16 protein-coding genes and 1 tRNA gene are annotated in these 20,506 nt (G+C 53.0%); 14 read left to right on the top strand and 3 right to left on the bottom strand.

Annotated elements, in window-relative coordinates:
* Positions 1–139 precede the first annotated feature (139 nt).
* The 5 genes from GEI7105_RS36845 to GEI7105_RS0106520 all read left to right on the top strand — a co-directional run bounded on the left by GEI7105_RS36845 (position 140) and on the right by GEI7105_RS0106520 (position 9,395).
* Positions 140–5,137, top strand: a complete 4,998-nt coding sequence (locus GEI7105_RS36845; RefSeq protein ID WP_017659673.1) for an RHS repeat-associated core domain-containing protein — start codon at positions 140–142, stop codon at positions 5,135–5,137.
* Positions 5,138–5,186: 49 nt separating this feature from the next.
* Entirely contained in the window at positions 5,187–5,597 is a 411-nt protein-coding gene (locus GEI7105_RS34485; RefSeq protein WP_083862331.1) for a DUF4279 domain-containing protein, read from the top strand.
* A 34-nt stretch (positions 5,598–5,631) separates the two neighbouring features.
* Entirely contained in the window at positions 5,632–6,210 is a 579-nt protein-coding gene (locus GEI7105_RS0106530; RefSeq protein WP_017659672.1) for an RHS repeat-associated core domain-containing protein, read from the top strand.
* 325 nt (positions 6,211–6,535) lie between these two features.
* The gene (locus GEI7105_RS33205) at positions 6,536–8,035 is read left to right on the top strand and encodes an efflux RND transporter periplasmic adaptor subunit (RefSeq protein ID WP_017659671.1); all 1,500 of its coding nucleotides are present in this window, start codon (positions 6,536–6,538) and stop codon (positions 8,033–8,035) included.
* A 172-nt stretch (positions 8,036–8,207) separates the two neighbouring features.
* Positions 8,208–9,395: an ABC transporter permease gene (locus GEI7105_RS0106520; RefSeq protein ID WP_026097476.1), complete on the top strand. Its 1,188-nt coding sequence runs from the start codon at positions 8,208–8,210 to the stop codon at positions 9,393–9,395.
* Between the two features lie 115 nt (positions 9,396–9,510).
* Here the strand turns inward: GEI7105_RS0106520 and GEI7105_RS29360 are convergent, their stop codons facing one another.
* A complete protein-coding gene (locus GEI7105_RS29360; RefSeq protein ID WP_026097475.1) occupies positions 9,511–9,888 on the bottom strand; it encodes an OB-fold nucleic acid binding domain-containing protein in 378 nt (125 codons plus the stop codon).
* A 567-nt stretch (positions 9,889–10,455) separates the two neighbouring features.
* On the opposite strand from GEI7105_RS29360, the gene GEI7105_RS38285 reads away from it, so the two are divergent.
* The 5 genes from GEI7105_RS38285 (at position 10,456) to GEI7105_RS0106490 (ending at position 13,966) form a co-directional block, all read left to right on the top strand.
* Positions 10,456–10,629, top strand: a complete 174-nt coding sequence (locus tag GEI7105_RS38285; RefSeq protein ID WP_017659668.1) for a hypothetical protein — start codon at positions 10,456–10,458, stop codon at positions 10,627–10,629.
* Between the two features lie 108 nt (positions 10,630–10,737).
* Complete coding sequence (locus GEI7105_RS0106505; RefSeq protein WP_017659667.1) at positions 10,738–11,076, top strand: DUF2605 domain-containing protein; 339 nt, start codon at positions 10,738–10,740, stop codon at positions 11,074–11,076.
* Positions 11,077–11,202: 126 nt separating this feature from the next.
* Positions 11,203–11,523 (top strand): DUF2973 domain-containing protein, encoded by a 321-nt coding sequence (locus GEI7105_RS0106500; RefSeq protein WP_017659666.1) that lies wholly within the window; start codon positions 11,203–11,205, stop codon positions 11,521–11,523.
* Positions 11,524–11,765: 242 nt separating this feature from the next.
* On the top strand, positions 11,766–13,769 hold the full coding sequence (gene uvrB, locus GEI7105_RS0106495; RefSeq protein ID WP_017659665.1) for an excinuclease ABC subunit UvrB: 2,004 nt from the start codon (positions 11,766–11,768) through the stop codon (positions 13,767–13,769).
* Positions 13,770–13,894: 125 nt separating this feature from the next.
* Positions 13,895–13,966, top strand: a tRNA-Gly gene (locus tag GEI7105_RS0106490).
* A gap of 49 nt (positions 13,967–14,015) precedes the next feature.
* Here GEI7105_RS0106490 and GEI7105_RS0106485 read toward each other — a convergent pair.
* Positions 14,016–14,441 carry a Spy/CpxP family protein refolding chaperone gene (locus GEI7105_RS0106485; protein WP_158413172.1) on the bottom strand — a complete coding sequence of 142 codons (426 nt, stop codon included), beginning with the start codon at positions 14,439–14,441 and terminating at the stop codon, positions 14,016–14,018.
* 160 nt (positions 14,442–14,601) lie between these two features.
* Between GEI7105_RS0106485 and GEI7105_RS0106480 the strand changes: the two genes are divergently transcribed.
* On the top strand, positions 14,602–15,852 hold the full coding sequence (locus tag GEI7105_RS0106480) for a sensor histidine kinase (protein ID WP_017659663.1): 1,251 nt from the start codon (positions 14,602–14,604) through the stop codon (positions 15,850–15,852).
* Positions 15,849–16,505 carry a response regulator transcription factor gene (locus tag GEI7105_RS0106475; RefSeq protein ID WP_017659662.1) on the top strand — a complete coding sequence of 219 codons (657 nt, stop codon included), beginning with the start codon at positions 15,849–15,851 and terminating at the stop codon, positions 16,503–16,505. Before GEI7105_RS0106480 ends, GEI7105_RS0106475 begins: the two co-directional genes overlap by 4 nt.
* Before the next feature lie 3 nt (positions 16,506–16,508).
* Here GEI7105_RS0106475 and GEI7105_RS0106470 read toward each other — a convergent pair whose 3' ends face one another.
* Positions 16,509–17,030, bottom strand: a complete 522-nt coding sequence (locus tag GEI7105_RS0106470) for a hypothetical protein (RefSeq protein WP_017659661.1) — start codon at positions 17,028–17,030, stop codon at positions 16,509–16,511.
* A gap of 388 nt (positions 17,031–17,418) precedes the next feature.
* Between GEI7105_RS0106470 and GEI7105_RS0106455 the strand changes: the two genes are divergently transcribed.
* Together GEI7105_RS0106455 and ftsH are read left to right on the top strand one after the other, a co-directional pair.
* Positions 17,419–18,018: a calcium-binding protein gene (locus GEI7105_RS0106455; protein ID WP_017659658.1), complete on the top strand. Its 600-nt coding sequence runs from the start codon at positions 17,419–17,421 to the stop codon at positions 18,016–18,018.
* A 275-nt stretch (positions 18,019–18,293) separates the two neighbouring features.
* A complete protein-coding gene (gene ftsH / locus GEI7105_RS0106450; protein WP_017659657.1) occupies positions 18,294–20,234 on the top strand; it encodes an ATP-dependent zinc metalloprotease FtsH in 1,941 nt (646 codons plus the stop codon).
* Positions 20,235–20,506: the final 272 nt, after the last annotated feature.

Here is a 20,506-nt window from a genome sequence, read left to right as displayed (position 1 = left end):
CAAAAGGACGCTTGCGGCGATGGTGAAAGCCCAGAACGATGTCTTCCTGGGGAATCTTGGCGGCGAGGCGCAGAGATCGGTATTGTCCGTCTCAGCCCAAATCTTACCATCGTCGAGGCGAAGATAGAGACCGATCGTGATGTCGCTCCGTATCGAGGATGAGAGGCGAGGCGATCGCGCCGTGCTGCTCGATGCCAACGGCTTCGCTCGTTTGAGTGCTGAGGAACTCGGAACCCTCGATTTGAAAGCCATCGCCACGGACAAGGCAGGAAATCGAGGCGAAGCCACGCTGTCAGTCGAAGTCTTCGACCCCAGCGATACGAATCCGCCGGTGGTGTCCCTCGATCCGACGGTGTGGGAAACCCCGATTACCCACTTCACCGACGTTCTGGGAACCGCACACGACCCCGACGGCACGCTGGATTATTACAGTTTAGAAGTGGCTCCTGCGGCCGGGGGCGAGTTCGTGGAGTTCCTGCGCGTCGAAGATACCGATATCGAGGCGAATTCGACCTTGGGAGAGTTCGACCCGACCACATTGCTCAACGACAGCTATCGCCTGCGCTTGACCGCCGCCGATACAGCGGGGAACCTCTCGAGCGTCGAGGAAATCGTCGACGTAGCCGGGGAGTTGAAGTTGGGCAATTTCCAACTCTCGTTTACGGACATGGAGATTCCCGTTTCGGGGATTCCGATTTCGGTGACCCGGACTTACGATTCGTTGACCTCGAACTGGTCGGACGAGTTAGGTTACGGTTGGCGTTTAGAATTCCGCGACACCGACTTGCGGACGAGTTTGCCGAAGCCGACGCCGGAACAGGAGTTGTTGGGACAGTTGCCGGGATTCAAAGATGGAGACCGGGTGTACGTGACGGTTCCGGGAGGTAAACGAGTTGGGTTTACCTTCGAGCCTCGACTCGACCCGATTTCTCGTTTCCTGCAAGCTCCCGGTGCCAATGCTGGCTTGTATCAACCGGAATTTGTGGCCGACGACGGGGTCTTTGCGAGTTTGCGTCCGAAGAACGGTGGAGCTTGGCGATCGGCGAATTCGACGTTGGCGTACAGCAACGGACAGTACGTTCAACTCGGGACGGGACGACCGTACAATCCCGCCGATCCGGTTTTTGGCGGCTCTTACATCCTGACGACGAAGGACGGCATCGAATACGAAATCGACGGAGCGACGGGAGATTTGGTCGCGGCGACAGACCTCAACGGAAACGAGTTGACGTTTACCGACGACGGTATCTTCAGCGATACGGGAGTGGCGGTGACGTTCGCGCGAGATGCAAAAGGTCGCATCACCGAAATTACCGACCCCGACGGGGAAGTGGTGAGTTACGAGTACGACGCGGCGGGAGATTTGGTCGCGGTGACGGACCGCGAGGAGATTACGACGCAGTTCGGCTACGGTGTGGACGAGCGTCCTCACTATCTCGACGAGATAATCGACCCCTTGGGACGTCCGGCGGTGCGGACGGAGTACGACGAGAAGGGTCGGTTGAAACGGACGTTGGATGTGAATGGGGAAGCGGTTGAAATCGATTACGACCCCGAGAATTCGCTGCAAACGGTCGAGGATGTTTTTGGCAATCCCACCACTTACGTTTACGACGATCGCGGCAACGTCGTCACGGAAATCGATGCTCTAGGCAAGAAAACCGAGCGGACTTACGACGAGGATAATAACGTCTTAACTGAAACTCTCGTCACCGTTGAAGATGGGGTCGAACAGCGGCGAACGACGACTTGGACTTATGATTCCAATGGTAATAAGTTAACAGAAACTGACAGCCTCGATCGCGTCACTCGTTCCACTTACGACGACAACAACCGCCTGCTGACGGAAACCGACCCCGCCGGAAACACGACGACGTATGACTACGACGATCGCGGTAATTTGCGCTCGACGAAAGACGCCGAAGGAAACGTCACCCAATTCGAGTACGACAATCGCGGACAGCTACGGTTCCTAACCGATGCGGACGGTAATCCCACCGAGTTCGAGTACGACCCTAAAGGCAACGTCCGTCAAGTCACCGACGCCCTCGACGGAGAAACCGTTTACCGCTATAATCCCAGCGGGTTGAGAACGGAAGAAACCCAAACCGTCACCACACCCGACGGCGTCGAAGCGGTCGTTACAGAATGGCATTACGATGCAGAAGGTCGTCTCGACTACCATCTCGATGCCGAAGACCAGCGCACGGACTACCAATACGACGATAACGGCAATCAAATCGCCGTCACCGACCCCCGAGGCACCACCACACATTCAGTCTACGACGCCAAAAACCAACTCGTCGAAACCATTTATCCCGACGACACCCCCGATACCCTCGAGGATAACCCCCGCAGCATCACCCTCTACGACAAAGGCGGTCGCCGTCGCGCCTCCATCGACGAAGCCGGACGAGTTACTCACTTCCGCTACAACGCCGTCGGACAACTCATCGAAACCATCGCGCCGAACGCCGACGACAACGGTTTGACCCCCTTCTTCGAGGCGTTGGGACTGACGGGAACCACCGTCGCCGATGTCGATTGGACGCAGGTGGTCTATCCCGACGAGACGCCAAGCTATCTCGACGACAGCCGCTATCCCCGCACCACCACCGAATACTACGCCACGGGAGAAGTCAAAGCCAATATCGACGAACGGGGAAATCGTACCGAATACCGTTACGATGCTCTCGGTCGCCGCATCGAAACGATTTATCCCGATAAAACTCCCGATACCCTCGACGACAACCCCCGCGAAACCGTCACTTACGACCAAGCCGGACGCCAGGAAACGGTCACCGACGCGCTGAACCGCACTACCACCTACCGCTACGACGATTTGGGTCGTCTCGTGGAAACGATTTACGCCGACGAGACTTCTACAGAAACGGAGTACGATAAACTCGGTCGCCGCGTCGCCTCCATCGATCCTTTAGATCGACGCACCGAATACGAATACGACAAGTTGGGTCGTCTCACCGATGTCGTCGGGTTCCTCGAGGGTCGCGAGATTCGCACGGAATACGGTTACGACGAACTCGGTCGTCAAATTTGGCAGGAGGATGCCAACGACCACCGCACGACCTTCAAGTACGATTTAGTGGGACGGCGGACTGGCGTCGAACTTCCTGAAGGTCAGACCTCCACTTCGACTTACGATAAAAACGGGAATTTACTGTCCTACACGGACTTCAACCGGGAGACGACCAGCTACAGCTACAATCCTCGGAACTGGTTGACTGACATCGACCTTCCTAACGACCCCGATGTCAGCTACACCTACACGCCGACGGGATTGCAGGAAACGGTGACGGACAGTCGCGGGACGACGAGTTTCGCCTACGACCACAATAACCGCCTCGTCGGACGCACCGACCCAGATGGGGTTTATACTGCGGACGGCTTCAGTATTGAGTACGAGTACGACATTGCGGGAAATCGCACGCAGGTCGAAACGCCGGGTGGGGTGACGGATTACAGGTTTGACGAACGAAATCGTTTGGAAACCGTCAGCGATTCGTCTCAGGGAACGACGACGTATCAGTACGATGCAGTCAACAACCTCGTGGAGACGGTGTTACCGAATGGGGTAGTGGAAACTCGCCAGTACGACGAGTCGAACCGTCTGGAGGGGTTGGAACAGACGCGCAACGGTGAAGTCGTCGCCAGTTACGATTACGAGTTGGACGATGCGGGAAATCGTATCTCGGTAACGGAAAACGATACTCGAACCGTCGAATACGAGTACGACGATTTGGGTCGCTTGACGCAGGAACGCTTTGACGGACGGACGGTTTCTTATGAATACGACGATGTGGGGAACCGTCTGAAACGAGTCGATTCGGTTGAGGGAGAAACGACTTACGTTTATGACGACAATGACCGTTTGTTGGAATCGACAGCCAACGGAGTCTTAACGACTTACGAGTACGACGACAACGGAAACCTCACTTCCCAGACGACGAACGGGAAAGAAACGACCTACACCTGGGACGATCGCAACCGTTTAGTGAACGTCAACACCGCTGACGGCGATACGGTGGTTTACGAGTACGACGACGAGAACATCCGCGTCAGTTCGACGGTGAACGGAACGAAAACAACCTATTTGGTGGATAGTAATCGTCCTTACGCGCAGGTGTTGGAAGAGTACGAGGACGAGAATCTCAAGGTTCGCTACGTCCACGGTCTGGATTTGATTTCCGTCGAACGAGATGGGGAGGTTTCGGTCTATCTCGTCGATGGGTTGGGGAGTACACGAAGGCTGACGGATTTGAATGGGGAAGTCGTCGCCACTTACACCTACGATGCGTTCGGGGAGTTGTTGGATTCGACGGGTGAGGTTGAGAACGACTACCTGTTTGCTGGGGAGCAGTTTGACGGGGAGTTAGAGCAGTATTATCTGCGTCAGCGGTTCTATGATGCTGGGGTGGGGCGGTTTACGCGGCGGGATACTTATGAGGGACGGATTGGCGAGCCGATTACCCTGCATAAGTATCTGTACGGGAATGCGAACCCGGTTAACTTTGTCGATCCGAGTGGGCTTTCCGCTACTTCGATAAATGCACAACTGGCTACCGTTGCGGTTATGGGCATTCTTGTAAGTGCCGGTAATGCAAGCCATCAAATTCATCGCTTGACCACTACTGACGACCCACCCCCTCCAGTTCCGTTCCCGTTCCCCGGAGAAGGTTCTATTCCTGACGAGCAGGAAACATTCCCCAATAATGACGGGATTCTCGATCGCATTCTCGATTTCGGTCGTCGGACTGGAGGGTTTGGGGAAGGGGTTGAGCCAGAGCATGAGTATCGAGAAACTTTTCCAAATAGTGATATATATGACTTAGTTCAGTATGTATTTAATGCTGCTTATGAAAACGTACACCCCGATCCGAAGAGTCTTACTACCAAAGTCGGTAATATTGCCAATCGAACTGGTCTTTCTAACAAAGAAATTAAGGATGCAATTCACGCAGTTAAAGAAGCGGGTATCGTTCGAGCATATGGAAAGAAAAACAATCCAGATGTTGGTGTGGATGTTAAAACAGGAGATGTTTTTATTCAATTAGAGAAAGGCATTTTTTCTGGAGATCCTATTGGCAATCTTGGCGATCACGTAGATTATCCAGAATGAAAACAAACCCTCTAGAAGATTACAAAACAAATAAGTAGACATCACTAAAATGTATAAAGCAAGTCTCCATATGACCAGCAAAAAATTGAGTCCTCAACAAATAACTGACACATTAGGAATTATTCCTGACAGATTTCATGAAAAAGGTAGTCTCTTTAGCAAGCGTTATCCAAATGGGAAGCGAAGAGAAGTATCATCTTGGTCTTTAGATGGAAAATCAGAAGATGCTTCTTGCTTAGAAGTTTATGTTGAACAACTAATTTCAGTCATAGAATCCAATTCTAGTAAATTTCAAAAAATTATTTCAGATTGTGAAATTGAAATTTATTGCAGCTTCTTCGCCGAAGAAGATGACATTTCAGGTTCGATTTTTCTAAGCTCAGATCTGATCGAACGTCTCACTATTTTCCCAATAAATCTTACAATCGTTATGTATCCTCTAGATACAGAGGATTTATAAACGAAATTAGGGGAAAGGGAAAAACGATCGCCTGTTGAAATCGACAGCTAACGGAGTCTTAACGACTTACGAGTACGACGACAACGGAAACCTGACCTCTCAGACGAGGAACGGGAAGGAAACGACGTACACCTGGGATGACCGAAACCGTTTAGTGGAAGTCAACACCGCTGACGGCGATACGGTGGCTTACGAGTACGACGACGAGAACATCCGCGTCAGTTCGACGGTAAACGGAGCGAAAACGACGTATTTAGTCGATAGCAACCGTCCTTACGCGCAGGTGTTGGAGGAGTACGAGGACGACAACCTCAAGGTTCGCTACGTCCACGGTTTGGATTTGATTTCCGTCGAACGAGATGGGGAGGTTTCGGTCTATCTCGTCGATGGGTTGGGGAGTACACGAAGGCTGACGGATTTGAACGGGGAAGTCGTCGCGACCTATACCTACGATGCGTTCGGGGAGTTGTTGGATTCGACGGGTGATGTCGAGAACGACTACCTGTTTGCTGGGGAGCAGTTTGACGGGGAGTTAGAGCAGTATTATCTGCGTCAGCGGTTTTATGATGCTGGGGTGGGTCGGTTTACGCGGCGGGATACGTATGAAGGCTGATTGTTCGACAACTCTTTGGAAAATACGAGAAAGATTCTTCTGTCCATTCCAGACGAACAGAGCGAATTCTGATACCGTAGGGCTTGCCCAATGGTTGTTTTGGACTCTCGCTTCCTGATTAAATCAGCCATCGCCGACGAAAATGTAAGGTTTTTGAGCCTCTCGATCTCCAAACCTTGCACCTTTTTTTGAAAAAAAGTCCTAAAATCCTTGCCAGGTATACATTTCACATTGATTCAGCAAACCCTACAATAGAAGTCGAACAACGCTCAGACGGATCGCTCGCTCTAGGACAAACGCGATGACAGCATGGAAAAACTCCGCGATGAAACGAGGAATCGCGTGGATTACCGGATCGGCCGTATTAGCGGCGGCCAGCATTGGAGGATGGGTGGTCTACAGTCGCCGATCGAACTCCGCCCAAACCGTCAACGTGCGCGTGTTAACCGTCGAACGCACCGATGTCGAACGCACCGTGAACGCCAGCGGTACGGTAAAACTCGGTTCTCAGCAAACCCTGAAAGCCCCCAGCGATGCCACGATCGTTGAATTAAGCGTGGAGATGGGCGATCGCGTGTCGTCGGGAGAAGAACTGGCAATCTTGCGGGACGATGAAGAACTCACTCAACTCGAAGAACATTTACTGAGAATTCGTCAACAAGAACTCGAGGTGGAGGCGAAACAGCAAAACGTCGAAAATGCCTCTCGAAGTTTGGCAGCGGCACGTCAAGAGCGCGATCGCGTTTTCAGTCGAGCTAGAACCTCCGATCGCGCCAGCCTCGTCGAACGCCAAAACGAAATCGAAGAAACAACCTTAACATTGGAAAACCAGCGTCAAGCAGCGATCGACGCCCGCGAAACCCTCGCCACCGAACGGGAAACCCTAGAGCGCGATCGCGACTTGTTCGATCGGGGGTTTATCGCCCTCAACCAACTTAAAGACGCAGAAAACACCGTGCGCCGCGTCGAAGCCGAACTGCGCCAAGCCGAACTGCAAGTTCGAACGACCCAACTGCGCCTCGAGAGCTTGCGCGCCAGTCTTGAAACCATCCGACGCCAAATTGAAGACGACGCGATCGCCTCCGAAGAAGAACGCAGCGAAGCCAACGCCACCGTCCGCAGCGCCGAAATCGCCCTGCAAGAAGCCCAGTACGAAGCCAACACCGCCACCTTAGACCTACAACAGTTACAACTCGAAGCCCAAACCATCGAAGATCGCCTACAAAACCGTATCGTCTCCGCACCGATCGGCGGAAAAGTCCTCAATATCGACGTAGTACGGGGCGACGTCGTGCAAATCGGCGAAAGTCTGCTCACCCTCGGCGATCCCGATCGCGAAATCGTCGAACTGAACCTATCGACCCTCGACGCCAAAGCGGTTCGCAGCGGCCAACCCGCACGCATTTCCGTCATCGGCCCCGACGAAGCTACCTTTGAGGGAGAAGTCGAACGCATCTCCTTAAGTGCCGATAGCGAAACGGTCGATAGTGGCAGTCGAGAAAGTCTAGCAGCGGTGGGGGCGATCGTGCGCCTCACCGAACCCAGCGGAACCCTCATCCCCGGTAGTCAAGTCAACGTCGAAATCGTCCTCGATCGCCAACCCGACACGATCTCCCTCGATATCGAAGCCATCCAGCAACCCGATGCCGATCCCTTCGTCTGGCTTCTCGACGAGAACAACACCGTCAGTCCCCAAAACGTCACCCTCGGACTCGACGGCCTCACCGTCGTTGAAATCCTATCCGGCTTAGAACCCGGCGATCGCGTCGCCGTTCCCCCCATCGACCGCGAACTCGAACCGGGTATCACCGTCGAACAACAATGAAGACAATCGCCAGTCGCCAGTCACCAGTCGCCAGTCACCAGTCGCCAGTCACCAGTCGCCAGTCACCAGTCGCCAGTGAAGATAGGGAACAGGGAACAGGGAACAGTTAATAGTTTCTCCCCTTCTCCCCTTCTCCCCTTCTCCCCTTCTCCCCCTCTCCCCCTCTCCCTCTATGGCACTCTCTCCTCTCGATTTATTTAAACTGACCTATTTATCCTTAAAAGGAAATCCCCTGCGATCGGGGCTTACGAGTCTCGGTGTATTTATGGGGGTAACGGCAGTGAGTGCGACGTTACAGGTGGGCAATATCAGCCAAACCGTCATCGAACGACAACTCAACGAACGGGAAGCGCCCCAAGTCGGTGTCGGGTCGTCGTGGCAGCGCAACAAACCCTTTCGACGGTTACAACTCGACGATATGGAGTACTTGCAAGAGCGATTGATTCAAGCTGAAGCCTTGAGTGCGCTGACGTGGGTGTGGTATCGCAACTCTGTCACCTATCTCGATCGCGAAGCCAACCCCGAGATTTACGCTGTCTCTCGCGATTATCTCAAAGTGTCCGGTCGCCGCATGACCGACGGTAAATTTTTCAGCCGTATCGATTTTGAAAACTATCGTCCCGTTCTCGTCATCGACGACATCGCCGTCGATCGCCTCTTTCCCGATCGCGATCCCATTGGCGAACGCGTTTATATCGATGGTCGTCCTTTTATCGTGCGCGGCGTTATCGAAACCAAACTTTTAGAGGGCGGCGAAGAAGAGCCTCAAGGAACGATGTATATGCCGATTACGGTTTGGCAAGCTCTTTCGGGACGTAACATCGTCCACTGGATCGCGATTCGCGCTCGCCGCCTCAAAGATTTAGAAATCCTAGAACAGCAAGCTGTCGCCTTGTTAGAAAAACGCTACCCCGACCACGTTTTTCGGTCGTCTAACAATGTTAGCGATATTCTCGCCCAGCAGGAAACGCTCAAAACCGTATCGCGATCGCTCCTCGCCGTTGGTGGAATTGCGTTACTCGTCGGCGGTGTGGGTATTGCGAACATTACCATCGCGTCGGTGATGGAACGGACGGCTGAAATCGGCTTGCGTTTGGCCATCGGTGCCAAACCTCGAGACGTGATGTTGCAATTTGTCTTGGAAGCCACCGTGTTGAGTGTCGTGGGAGGTGTCGGTGCGATCGCTACAGTTCACTTTATTACTGTCGGCGTGAGCAATACTTTCGATTTACCTTACGAATTCGACGGGCGATCGGCGACGCTGGCGTTAGGTTCGGCGTTTGTCGTCGGTGTCGGTGCGGGATTTTTACCGGCGTTACGTGCCAGTCGCCTCGATCCGGTGAGTGCGTTACGGTCTTGAGGCGGACGACCCAGCGGTATAAAATGTCAACAAAAAAACAGGTTGGAGACGATTCACTACGCCCCCAACTCAACTGTTTAAGCTGTTATAGCTGATGTCAAATATCTCTTAAGTTTCACCGACAAACCACTAAACCTTCAGAGGTTCCGTCGTCTTTTACGATCGAATACGCATCGAATTCGCGAAATTCTAACTCACCCGTTACCGTGACGCGATCGCCCGGAGCGAGATGACTGGCAGTGTTGTCGCCACAAACTGCCCAACTGTCTACACGATAGTTGCGATCGCCCGCCTCGAGGCGAAAACCATCTTCCCAAACGCGCTCGACCGTTCCCGTTACCGTTCGATTTCTGGCAAGTTGAATGGTATTTTCGCGATCGTTCCCTCGAGCTGCGGCTACCATCTCAACACTATTGCTAAAACCTGCGATCGCCGCTCCCGGAACGACAAGTGTTGCCATCGTCAGAAGACCTAACATTCGGAACAGTTTCATCGGTGAAGTTCTCCCAATTTTTTGAAGTACACCAAAATCGGTCGATTTAGATTTGAATTTCTCTCGTATTTGAGAAATTTCAGTCGCTCGAGTTCTAAAACGTCTTAAAATTCGCTGCCGATTCAGATGCTACAGTTTCAGCAACTTGTCAGCGATCTTGGCGTTTCAGCCCTCGTTCGTTTTAAATTTAAGATCCAAAAGTTACAAAGTCGTAAATCCTTCCGTTACATTTTTTTGACTTTTCAACGAGCTTCAGGAGTTACGCATCTACACTATTTGTAGCGTGACCAATGCCCACCGACCCCTCCATTTAGTGTAATTTCGGTCGAACTGCGTAAGTCCTAGAGCTTTTAAAAAAGGATGTAAAATGACATCGATTTGACGAGTATTTTGTTGAAAAAAATAGAAAACACCCTTGAAGTGGTGCGATCGCCTGCCAACGACACTCGCTTCCTTGATGAAAAAGTCAAATCACGAGATCGTTGAATTGTTTTCGAGTCGAGATCGGAGCAAATCGCTACAATGAGAGTAGGTACAGTATCAAACGTTACAGACAGGTGGTGCGTTATGACCTCCAATACGCCTTCTGCGCCCAAGTCCTCGAATCGCGTTTTACGGTTTCTCAGAAAAATTCCAGGTGTACGTCAACTCATCGATGCTTCGATCGATACCTATCGTGCTGAAGAGATTTTGCACGACCCTTCCTACAACCCCGACTGTCAAGACAAAGAAAAACGCTGAGTCAACTAACATCAGTGTCGATCCGAGCGGCGGTTCGTTCTCTCAGTTTGTAAACAAATGTAAATCGCGTTAAGATTAATACGTTCGCTAGTTTGCAATCATAGAGTTATGAACCGCCCCCATCTTCCTGAGCCGAGCTTGCTCAAAAAGGTGCTGGAGCCACTACTCGACGACTTCCAGTATTGGTTCGATCGCTCCCGAAAACTGCTCGAAACTGAAACCATACCGTTTTTAGGCGAAGACCGACAGGCCGAACTGCTGCACCGCGTAAAGACTGCCCAAAACGAAGTCAGCTCGGCCAAATTGCTTATCGAAGCCACCGGATGTAAAGCCGGTGTCGATATGTCTGTATTGATGCCGTGGCATCGGCTGCTAACAGAATGCTGGCAAGTGTCGATGCGCTTTCGTGCCGAACGTTCGGCTGAGTTCGAGCCGCATCGCGACTAGCGATCGCTGTCGTTGAGGCCGCACCTCAGAGAACTCTAAATTTCGGTTAAAATTTTAACCAAAGTGCTTTCGCATATTAACTTTTTTTAAAATCTCGATCGACGACCTAGATCGGAGGCTTTATCAATGCTACACCTACTTTACATTCTCGCTTTTACAGTACTGGCTTTTGTGGCGGTGGGGAATCTCGTTCGCAACTTGCTCAGTTTCAGTGCCGACACTCGAGGGATGCGATCGCCGAACCCATCGACTCCGCCGCGTCCGCAGCCGACGCCCCACCCAGAACTGTTAGACGAATCGGGTCGCGCGATCGAAGAACCCCTGCTCGTCATGAAATCCATCGGCATCGAAGACGCTCGCGAACAACTCGATGCACTCTATAAATCGTCTCCTGGCGTCAGTACCAGCGACGACGACGACACGCCGCCGCCGAGTACCCTCGTTTAACTTCTAAGAGCGCGAGAATACAAGTCCCGCGCTGCACCGAAGGTTAGCGTCAGGAGAATCTGAATTCAAAAAGTGGGGTTGGGCGTCGCCTCACTCAAAAACGCGAAACCCAGATCCAAACGGTCTGGGCGGAGAAGCCCGCGCCGTAACGCCTAAGCGGTCGGCGTCGGGAGTATGTCAAAAGCAGAGGATTCTCGCGGTTTTGGCTAAAATCGAAACGCCATCGTCAGACGAGATCGTCCATGACCCCCTTCAAACTCGAAGCCTCTTTCAAACCGACCGGCGACCAACCCCAAGCGATTCGACAACTGACTCACAGCCTGAACGCAGAAAACCGCTTCCAAACCCTCCTCGGTGCGACGGGAACCGGGAAAACTTACACTATGGCCAGCGTTATCGAAAAACTGGGGAAACCCACCCTCGTTTTAGCGCACAACAAAACCCTAGCGGCACAACTGTGTAACGAGTTGCGCTCGTTCTTTCCCCACAACGCCGTCGAATACTTCATCAGTTATTACGACTACTACCAACCCGAGGCGTACATTCCCGTGACCGATACCTATATCGAGAAAACCGCCTCGATTAATGAAGAAATCGATATGTTGCGCCACTCCGCCACGCGATCGCTCTTCGAGAGACGGGATGTCATCGTCGTCGCTTCCATTAGCTGCATTTACGGCTTGGGAATTCCCAGCGAATACCTCAAAGCTTCGATTCCCTTGGAAGTGGGACAGGAAATCGACCAACGCCAAATGTTGCGCGATCTCGTCAGCGTTCAGTACACCCGTAACGACCTGGAACTCGGACGCAGTAAGTTTCGAGTCAAAGGGGATGTGGTGGAAATCGGCCCCGCTTACGAAGACCGCATCATTCGCGTGGAGTTCTTCGGCGACGAAATCGACGCGATTCGCTATATCGACCCGGTGACGGGGTCGGTGTTGCAAAGTGTAGACCAGTTGCGGATTTATCCGGCCCGCCACTTCGTCACCCCCGAAGAACGCCTCGATATCGCCTGTGAGGAGATTCAAGCGGAACTCGAAGAACGCCTCGAACAACTCGAAAAAGCCGGAAAACTCGTCGAAGCGCAACGGCTCGCCCAACGGACGCGCTACGATTTGGAAATGTTGCGGGAAGTCGGCTACACCAACGGGGTGGAAAACTACGCGCGACATCTAGCCGGAAGACGAGCCGGAGAACCACCGGAATGTTTGGTGGATTATTTTCCCGAAGATTGGCTGTTGGTGGTGGACGAGTCTCACGTGAGCGTTCCCCAGATTCGTGGGATGTATAACGGCGATCGCTCTCGAAAACAGGTTCTCATCGAACATGGATTTCGGCTTCCGAGTGCGGCGGACAACCGACCGTTGAAAGCTGAGGAGTTTTGGGGAAAGGTCAAACAGTGCGTGTTCGTGTCGGCGACGCCGGGAGATTGGGAAGTCGAGCAGTCTCAAGGACACGTCGTCGAACAGATTATCCGACCGACGGGAGTAGTAGACCCGGAAATTTTCGTGCGTCCGACGGAAGGTCAGGTAGACGATCTGTTTGGAGAAATTCGCGATCGCGAGTCTCGCGGAGAACGAACCCTCGTGACCACGTTAACCAAGCGCATGGCGGAGGATTTGACGGAATATTTACTCGATCGCGGGGTTCGGGTACGCTATCTTCATTCAGATATTGGTTCGATCGAACGCATCGAGATTTTACAAGATTTGCGACAGGGTGTCTTCGACGTTCTTATCGGCGTCAACTTGCTGCGGGAAGGGTTGGATTTACCGGAAGTGTCCCTGGTGGCGATTCTGGATGCGGATAAAGAAGGCTTTTTGCGAGCCGAGCGATCGCTGATTCAAACCATCGGACGTGCGGCTCGTCACGTGCGCGGTCAGGCGATACTCTACGCCAATACGCTCACCAAAAGTATGGAAAAAGCGATTTCGGAGACCGAACGCCGCCGTCAGATTCAGTTGGAGTACAACCGCAAACACAACATTACGCCGAAACCCGTGGTGAAAGCGATCGACAATTCGATTTTGGCGTTTTTAGAAATTTCCCGTCGCCTCAACGCGCACCAACTCGAAACCGCTTACGAGCATTCTGATGAGATTTCCCTCGAACAGATTCCCGAGTTGATTCAACAGTTGGAGACGCAAATGCAGGAAGCTGCGAAGAACTTGGAGTTCGAGGAGGCGGCGAAACTGCGCGATCGCATCAAGCATTTACGAGACAAGCTCGTAGGGCGATCGTCGTAAGTCTCGAACGATCCGCTGGAGTCCCGAGACGCAGAAATCCCGTCTGCACCTCGATCGCAACCCTCCCCAACCGGGGCAGTTCGTGATATAATGAAACCCTTGCAGACAGCTTTTGGATATCTGCTGCGGGTGTAATTCAGTGGTAGAATGTCAGCTTCCCAAGCTGAACGTCGCCGGTTCGAGTCCGGTCACCCGCTTTCTTCTTTTGGCGATTTTTAACGGACGGGTTGCGATCGCCGAGTTGGGTTAACGGCGACGGCGACGCACCTCGCTGGTTAGTTCCCGCAACTCCTGTTGTTGCTCCTCCGTGAGAACGGTTGCCATATCCTGGCGTACCCCCTGTAGAATGGTGCGAAGTTCGTTTCGCTGAGCTTGGGTGAGATCGACGGTGGCGATCGCGCGGCGGAATTCCTGGGGAGTACTCGCCGTTCGCATGGCATTGGCGAGTTGACGGCGTTGCGCGTCGGTTAAAATTGTTGCGAGTTGAGTTTGGTAGTCGGCGCGAATTTGCTCGAGTTGCGCTTGCTGTTCGGCGGTTAACTCGAGTTCTTCTAAAATTGTCGGTGGTGGCATTTGAGCGGTGGCGGGAGAGAGGCGAACGGACGTCACGCCAGTTGTTAAAGTCGTTACGGCGATCGCAACTACCGAACCGAGTTGTACGAGTCGTTTCATGGGAAATCTTCTCCAAAGCTGAGACGAGCGAAACAACTCCAAGTTAGACATTTACACCAGCGATCGCCCCATCCAAACGTCATCATTATCACTATGACTTCTTTCACGGTTGAACTCGGCTGCGATCGGCTTTAATCGAAGAAAGCGATCGCACTGCTAGATGAGACTTCCTCGCGCCATTCGACCCGACAATCACCCCTTTCCGTTTCTGCTGTATGTAGAATGGGCGTTGTTAGCGATCGCCGCCATCAGCGAATTTCTCCCGAAACTGCTTCCGAAACTCCACAGCTTCCCCGGAATTGCGATCGCCAGCTTGCTCGGATTCGCGGCGTTAGGACTGTGGCTTCCTACGCGATCGCTGAAACTTCGTCTGATTCACGTGATTAGCCAGTTTGGGTTAATTCTCTCGTCGTCGCAACTCGGCTTGTCTGGCTTGCGCCTGTTCCCGTTCCTCTACGTCGTCTTGGTGATTCGCAGTTGTTTGCTGTTTAAACTGAGAGGACGGCTGATTATTGTCGGGACAGCGTTTGCAATGTTTCTGGTGATTGTACGAGTACGTTTGCGAGTTCTCGATCGCCAACTTCCCGCCGCTATCGAAGAGCAGTTTTCGCCGTATCTGGCGATCGTACGTCTGAACCTAATTCTACTATTCGCCATACTTTTATTATTCGTCCTGCTCTTCGTCAACGCGCTCCTATCCGAACGAGAACGACGAGAACAGCTACGACAAGCCAACGACAAACTTCAGCGATCGGCGGCCCGCATCGAAAAGCTGGCGATGGCGCAAGAACGCAGTCGCATCGCGCGAGAACTTCACGATGCGTTAGGACATTCGCTGACGGCGTTAAACATCCAACTCGAAGGCGCACTGAAACTGTGGGAGGGAAACCCCGATCGCGCTAAAATTTTCCTCAGCCAAGCCAAACAGATGGGATCGCGAGCCTTACAAGACGTGCGCCAGGCGGTGGCGACCTTGCGGGATACGCCACACCCCGGAGAAAACCTCGAATCCGCGATCGCCACTCTCACGCAGCAGCTCCAACAAACCACCGCGATCGCTCCCGAGGTCAGCTTAAATTTTCCGACGCTACCGCCTGCGATCGCCATCGCCAGCTATCGCATTCTGCAAGAGGCGTTAACTAACGTCTGTAAATACGCCAACGCTACAGCCGTCACCCTTGAAGTTAAGGCGATCGCGCGATCGTCGAACAGCGATCGTCGGTTTTGGCTACACATCGCCGTCACCGATAACGGATGTGGGTTTTCTCCCCAAGACAATACCACAGGCTTCGGACTCAAAAGTATGCAAGAACGCGCTGAAGCCGAAGACGGAACGTTTCGCCTGTCGAGCGCACCGGGAGAAGGCTGCAAAGTTGAAGTCTGGCTACCGCTGAGCGAGGAAACCTTATGATTCGCGTGTTACTGGTGGACGACCAAGCAATTTTACGCCAAGGATTGCAAGCTTTGCTAAGTTTAGAAGAGGATATTCAAATCGTCAGCGAAGCGGTAAACGGTCGCGAAGCCTTAAGCTGTATCGAGCGATCGTTCAATACGCCAAATGCCGTTGACGTGGTGTTAATGGACGTTCGGATGCCGGTCATGGACGGCGTTGCCGCCAGTCGCGAAATTTCTCAACGGTTTTCCAATCTCAAAGTTTTGGTGTTGACGACGTTTGATGAAGACGAGTTAGTTCAAGAAGCAGTCAGTGCGGGAGCGGCAGGTTATTTATTAAAAGATACGCCCTCGGAAGAACTCGCTCAAGCGATTCGATTCGTACATCGAGGATACGCACATTTCGGGCCTGGTATTTTTCAGAAAATGAAGCCGCCAGAAACGCCAGCGACAGCAGTGGAAATTCCCCCCGGCTTTTACGAACTCACTCCCCGCGAACGGGAAGTTCTGGCGTTACTCGGACAAGGTTCGAGCAATCGCGAAATCGCGCAAACGCTGTATATTTCTGAAGGGACGGTGAAGAATTACGTGACCCACATTTTGAGTCGGTTGAACTTGCGCGATCGCACCCAAGCGGCGTTGTTTGCGGCGTCGATGCGATCGCAACTTTAAGATTTACCCGAGTCCGAACTTCGATCGCACCTCATGCAGCGATCGATGCCAAAGCTGTTCCGGTTCCCAAGTATCGGGATCGAAATTTGCCTGGCGACCTCGCTGGTAGGCGGCGTACAAGCGCGATCGCACAGCTTCACGATTTAAACCAAAACCATAAAATCGTCTTTGCCGCTGTATCGTCCGTAACAATCCTGTCAATATAATAACGTGCAATCCGTGAAACTTCGCCCCCAGTAGGAACGCCTGAACCTCCGCTTCCCCGAGGGGGTCAGTGTCGTAGCCGGTGAGGACGTGAAGGCCGTCGTGAAGTTGCAGTCGCCGGGGCCCTGCTGTAAACGGTTCCAAACCGCGATCGTCAATGAGATCGGCCCAGGCGCGCCCGAAGGTGTCGGGGGGAAGCGATCGCAACTGGTTCAAATCGGCGATAGGAGGAATATCCCGTTGTAAAGAACGGTTGACATGAGACATCATCTTGAGGAAGACATCGATCGCCGGGGTGTTGAACTGAGTGCGTTGCATCATTGGTGGTTTTCCTGTGGTTTCCCTTTCCTCCAAATTATTCGAGAGAGGCGATCGATACCTGGGAAAAAAGTCACGACTGTTCCCGTGACGTTCGATAGCGTTTGTCGAATGGGTGCGATCGTGACGATCTTCCTATTGCCATTGTGACGTTTGACTCCCGACGGAGTAGCGGCGGACTTCATACCTTGGAACTGTCGAATTCGAGCCGACTCATGACTTTAATTCCCGGTTCCTTCCAATCCTCCTTTTCCGAGATGCTGTCTGATGTCGATCGCGGCGATCGACTCGCGAGTCTCATCCCCGAAGAACAGCGAGAAAACCTGCAACAACTCCGCCGCCACTTAGAAGAGAGCATCGACAGTCTCCCTTCTCAAGACAGTCTGGAACAGTGGAAAACCACAGTTCGGACAGCGTTAGAAGACGAAGAACTCTCGTTCGACGAAATTCAGGCGATCGCCGAAGACACCCGCGACATCTTCGACAGTATGGGTTTAACCTCCCAAGAACTCCGTACTCTGGCCTACGACGTACAAAATATCGCGGACGATTCTCGCCGAGCGAAGACGATAATCTCGTCGGTTCCCCGGAGAACGACGTACTGCTCGGTCAAACCGGAGACGATACCCTCACCGGTACAGACGCCGCAACCGCCGGACAAGGAGAAATCGACATCCTCGTTGGAGGTGGGGGTGAAGATACCTTCGTTCTCGGAGACGCCTCGACCGTATTTTACAATGACGGTCGCGATCGCACCCCTGGCACCAGCGACTACGCGATCGTCGCCGATTTCAACCTCGAGTACGATACCATCCAACTCCACGGAACCGCCGAAGACTACAGTTTGGGGGAAGTTCCCGGAGATTCTCCGATTTCGGGAACTGTCATCTACAAAAATTCGCCCCCTGACAGCGTAACCCCCGAAGCGATCGGTATTCTTGCGGGGGTCGAAGTTTCGAGCTTTAGTCAGGGCTTTACGTTCGTGGGCTAACCCAGGCATTCGATGGGGATATCGCTGCAATTTCCCCTAAATTCCCGCAATTCCCAAGTGTTCGCACCTAGGAGGCGATCGTATCGATCGTCTCTTTTCCAGCGAACAGTGTTTCAGTCGCCAGTCACCAATCGCCAGTCGCCAGTCGCCAGTGAAGACAGTTAACAGGTAACGGTTTCTTCCTTGTTCCCTTGTCCCCTTGTCCTCCTCCTCCGACTTACGGCGTTACACTAGAAATGCACTCCACGTCACCGATATTCCACGAACGGCCGAACATGAAAGCTCAACGGACTCTCGCTTTGTTGAAGACGACATTCAGAAACGCATCTACCTTTGACAGACATCGCCCCAACTGGCGATCGCTCGCGGTAAGTTGGGCGCTCGTTCAAGTTTTGCTGTTGGGAAGTCCCGCCCTCGGGCAACGGGAACCTAAGGAGATGTCTTACAGTGCGTTCCTCGAAAAAGTCGAGAACGGCGAAGTCCAGAAAGTCGATCTCGACCCAGCCCGTCAAACGGCTCGCGTCACCCTTGTCAACCAAGGACAAGACGACGCCCCCTACGAAGTCCGTCTGTTTGAAGAAAACCCAGACCTGATCCAGCAGTTACGCAATAACGAGGTCGAAATCGCCAGTAACCCGACCCCCGACAACAGTTTCGCCATTGGCATTTTAGGACAACTGCTGTTGATTCTCATCCTCGTCGGCGGCTTGATGTCGATCGTGCGTCGCTCGTCTCAGTCGGGAAACAACGCGCTCAACTTTGGGAAATCTCGAGCGCGATTCCACATGGAAGCGAAAACTGGGGTCACCTTCGACGACGTCGCCGGAATTGAAGAAGCCAAAGAAGAATTACAAGAAGTCGTCACGTTTCTCAAACAACCCGAACGCTTCACAGCGATCGGTGCGAAAATTCCGCGCGGCGTGCTGCTCGTCGGCGCACCGGGAACGGGAAAAACCCTGTTAGCGAAGGCGATTTCGGGAGAAGCGGGGGTTCCGTTTTTCAGTATTTCCGGGTCGGAATTCGTTGAAATGTTCGTCGGCGTCGGTGCTTCGCGAGTTCGCGATCTGTTCCGTAAAGCCAAGGAAAACGCCCCCTGCTTGGTCTTCATCGACGAAATCGACGCAGTGGGACGCCAGCGGGGAACCGGAATCGGCGGCGGAAACGACGAACGGGAACAAACCCTCAACCAGTTGTTAACGGAAATGGACGGGTTCGAGGGCAACAACGGTATTATCATCATCGCGGCGACGAACCGCCCCGACGTTCTCGATACGGCTCTGTTGCGCCCAGGACGCTTCGATCGCCAGGTGACGGTGAATTTACCAACGTATAACGGACGGTTGGGAATTTTGCAGGTTCACGCTCACAATAAGAAACTGTCGCCAGAGGTGTCGTTAGAAAAAATCGCTCGTCGCACGCCGGGACTGTCGGGGGCAGATTTGGCGAACCTCCTCAACGAAGCCGCGATTTTGACGGCTCGTCGCCGTAAAGAGGCGATTGGCGAGTTAGAAATTGAGGACGCCATCGATCGAGTTACTATCGGTTTGAAACTGACGCCGCTGCTCGATAGTAAGAAAAAACGCATCCTCGCCTACCACGAAATCGGTCACGCGCTGTTGATGACGTTGCTGAAGAATTCCGATCCGCTCAATAAGGTGACGATCGTTCCGCGCTCCGGGGGAATTGGGGGATTTGCCCAATCGCTGTTAAATGAGGATATGGTCGATAGCGGACTGTATTCTCGGGCTTGGCTGCTCGATCTAATTCGTGTCGCCCTCGGCGGACGCGCTGCTGAGATCGTGGTGTTTGGCGATGCTGAGGTGACGGTCAGCGCGAGACAGGATTTGAAAACTGTCGCGATGTTGGCGCGGGAGATGGTGACGCTTTATGGAATGTCCGACTTGGGGCCGATGGCCCTAGAAAGTCCCAATAACGAGGTGTTTTTGGGGCGAGATTTGATGCCGAGTTCGGAGCATTCCGAGGAGATGGCGACGCAGATCGATCGCCAGGTGCGCGAGATCGCCCAGCGGTGTTACGAGGAAACCTGCCAGATTTTACGGGAGAATCGCCCCTTGATGGATCGGTTGGTGGATTTGCTGATCGAGAAGGAGGAAATTGACGGAGACGAGTTCCGCCGCATCGTCGCTCAGCACGCAACGCTACCAGAACCTCAGATGGCAACGACCGCAAGCGCTTCTGAGGCCGCCGTTCGGTAATCGTCCGAAGACCCATCGCTACAACATTTTTCGAGACCGTTTTCTGCAAGTTGGGGTACGACACGCGTACCCCCATTTTTTTGGGCAATTTCCGTAAAGTTGCCGATGGAATTCGGGCGGATATCGATCGCGGATCGGACAATTCCGTAAATTGACGGAAAAAATCAGAGCGATCGTCCTACGACTGAGAGGGGACGACGGCCAGGTTCTCCGTACTCCGCATGGAAGGGGTTGGTTAAAAAAATTTCTCCGTGATTTCTAGGAGTTATTGA

The organism is Baaleninema simplex PCC 7105, from assembly GCF_000332355.1.
In the GTDB taxonomy this organism is placed as follows: domain Bacteria; phylum Cyanobacteriota; class Cyanobacteriia; order Cyanobacteriales; family Geitlerinemataceae; genus Baaleninema; species Baaleninema simplex.
Note: the sequence above shows the minus strand (reverse complement) of the source record. Positions and strands in the feature narration are given on the sequence as shown.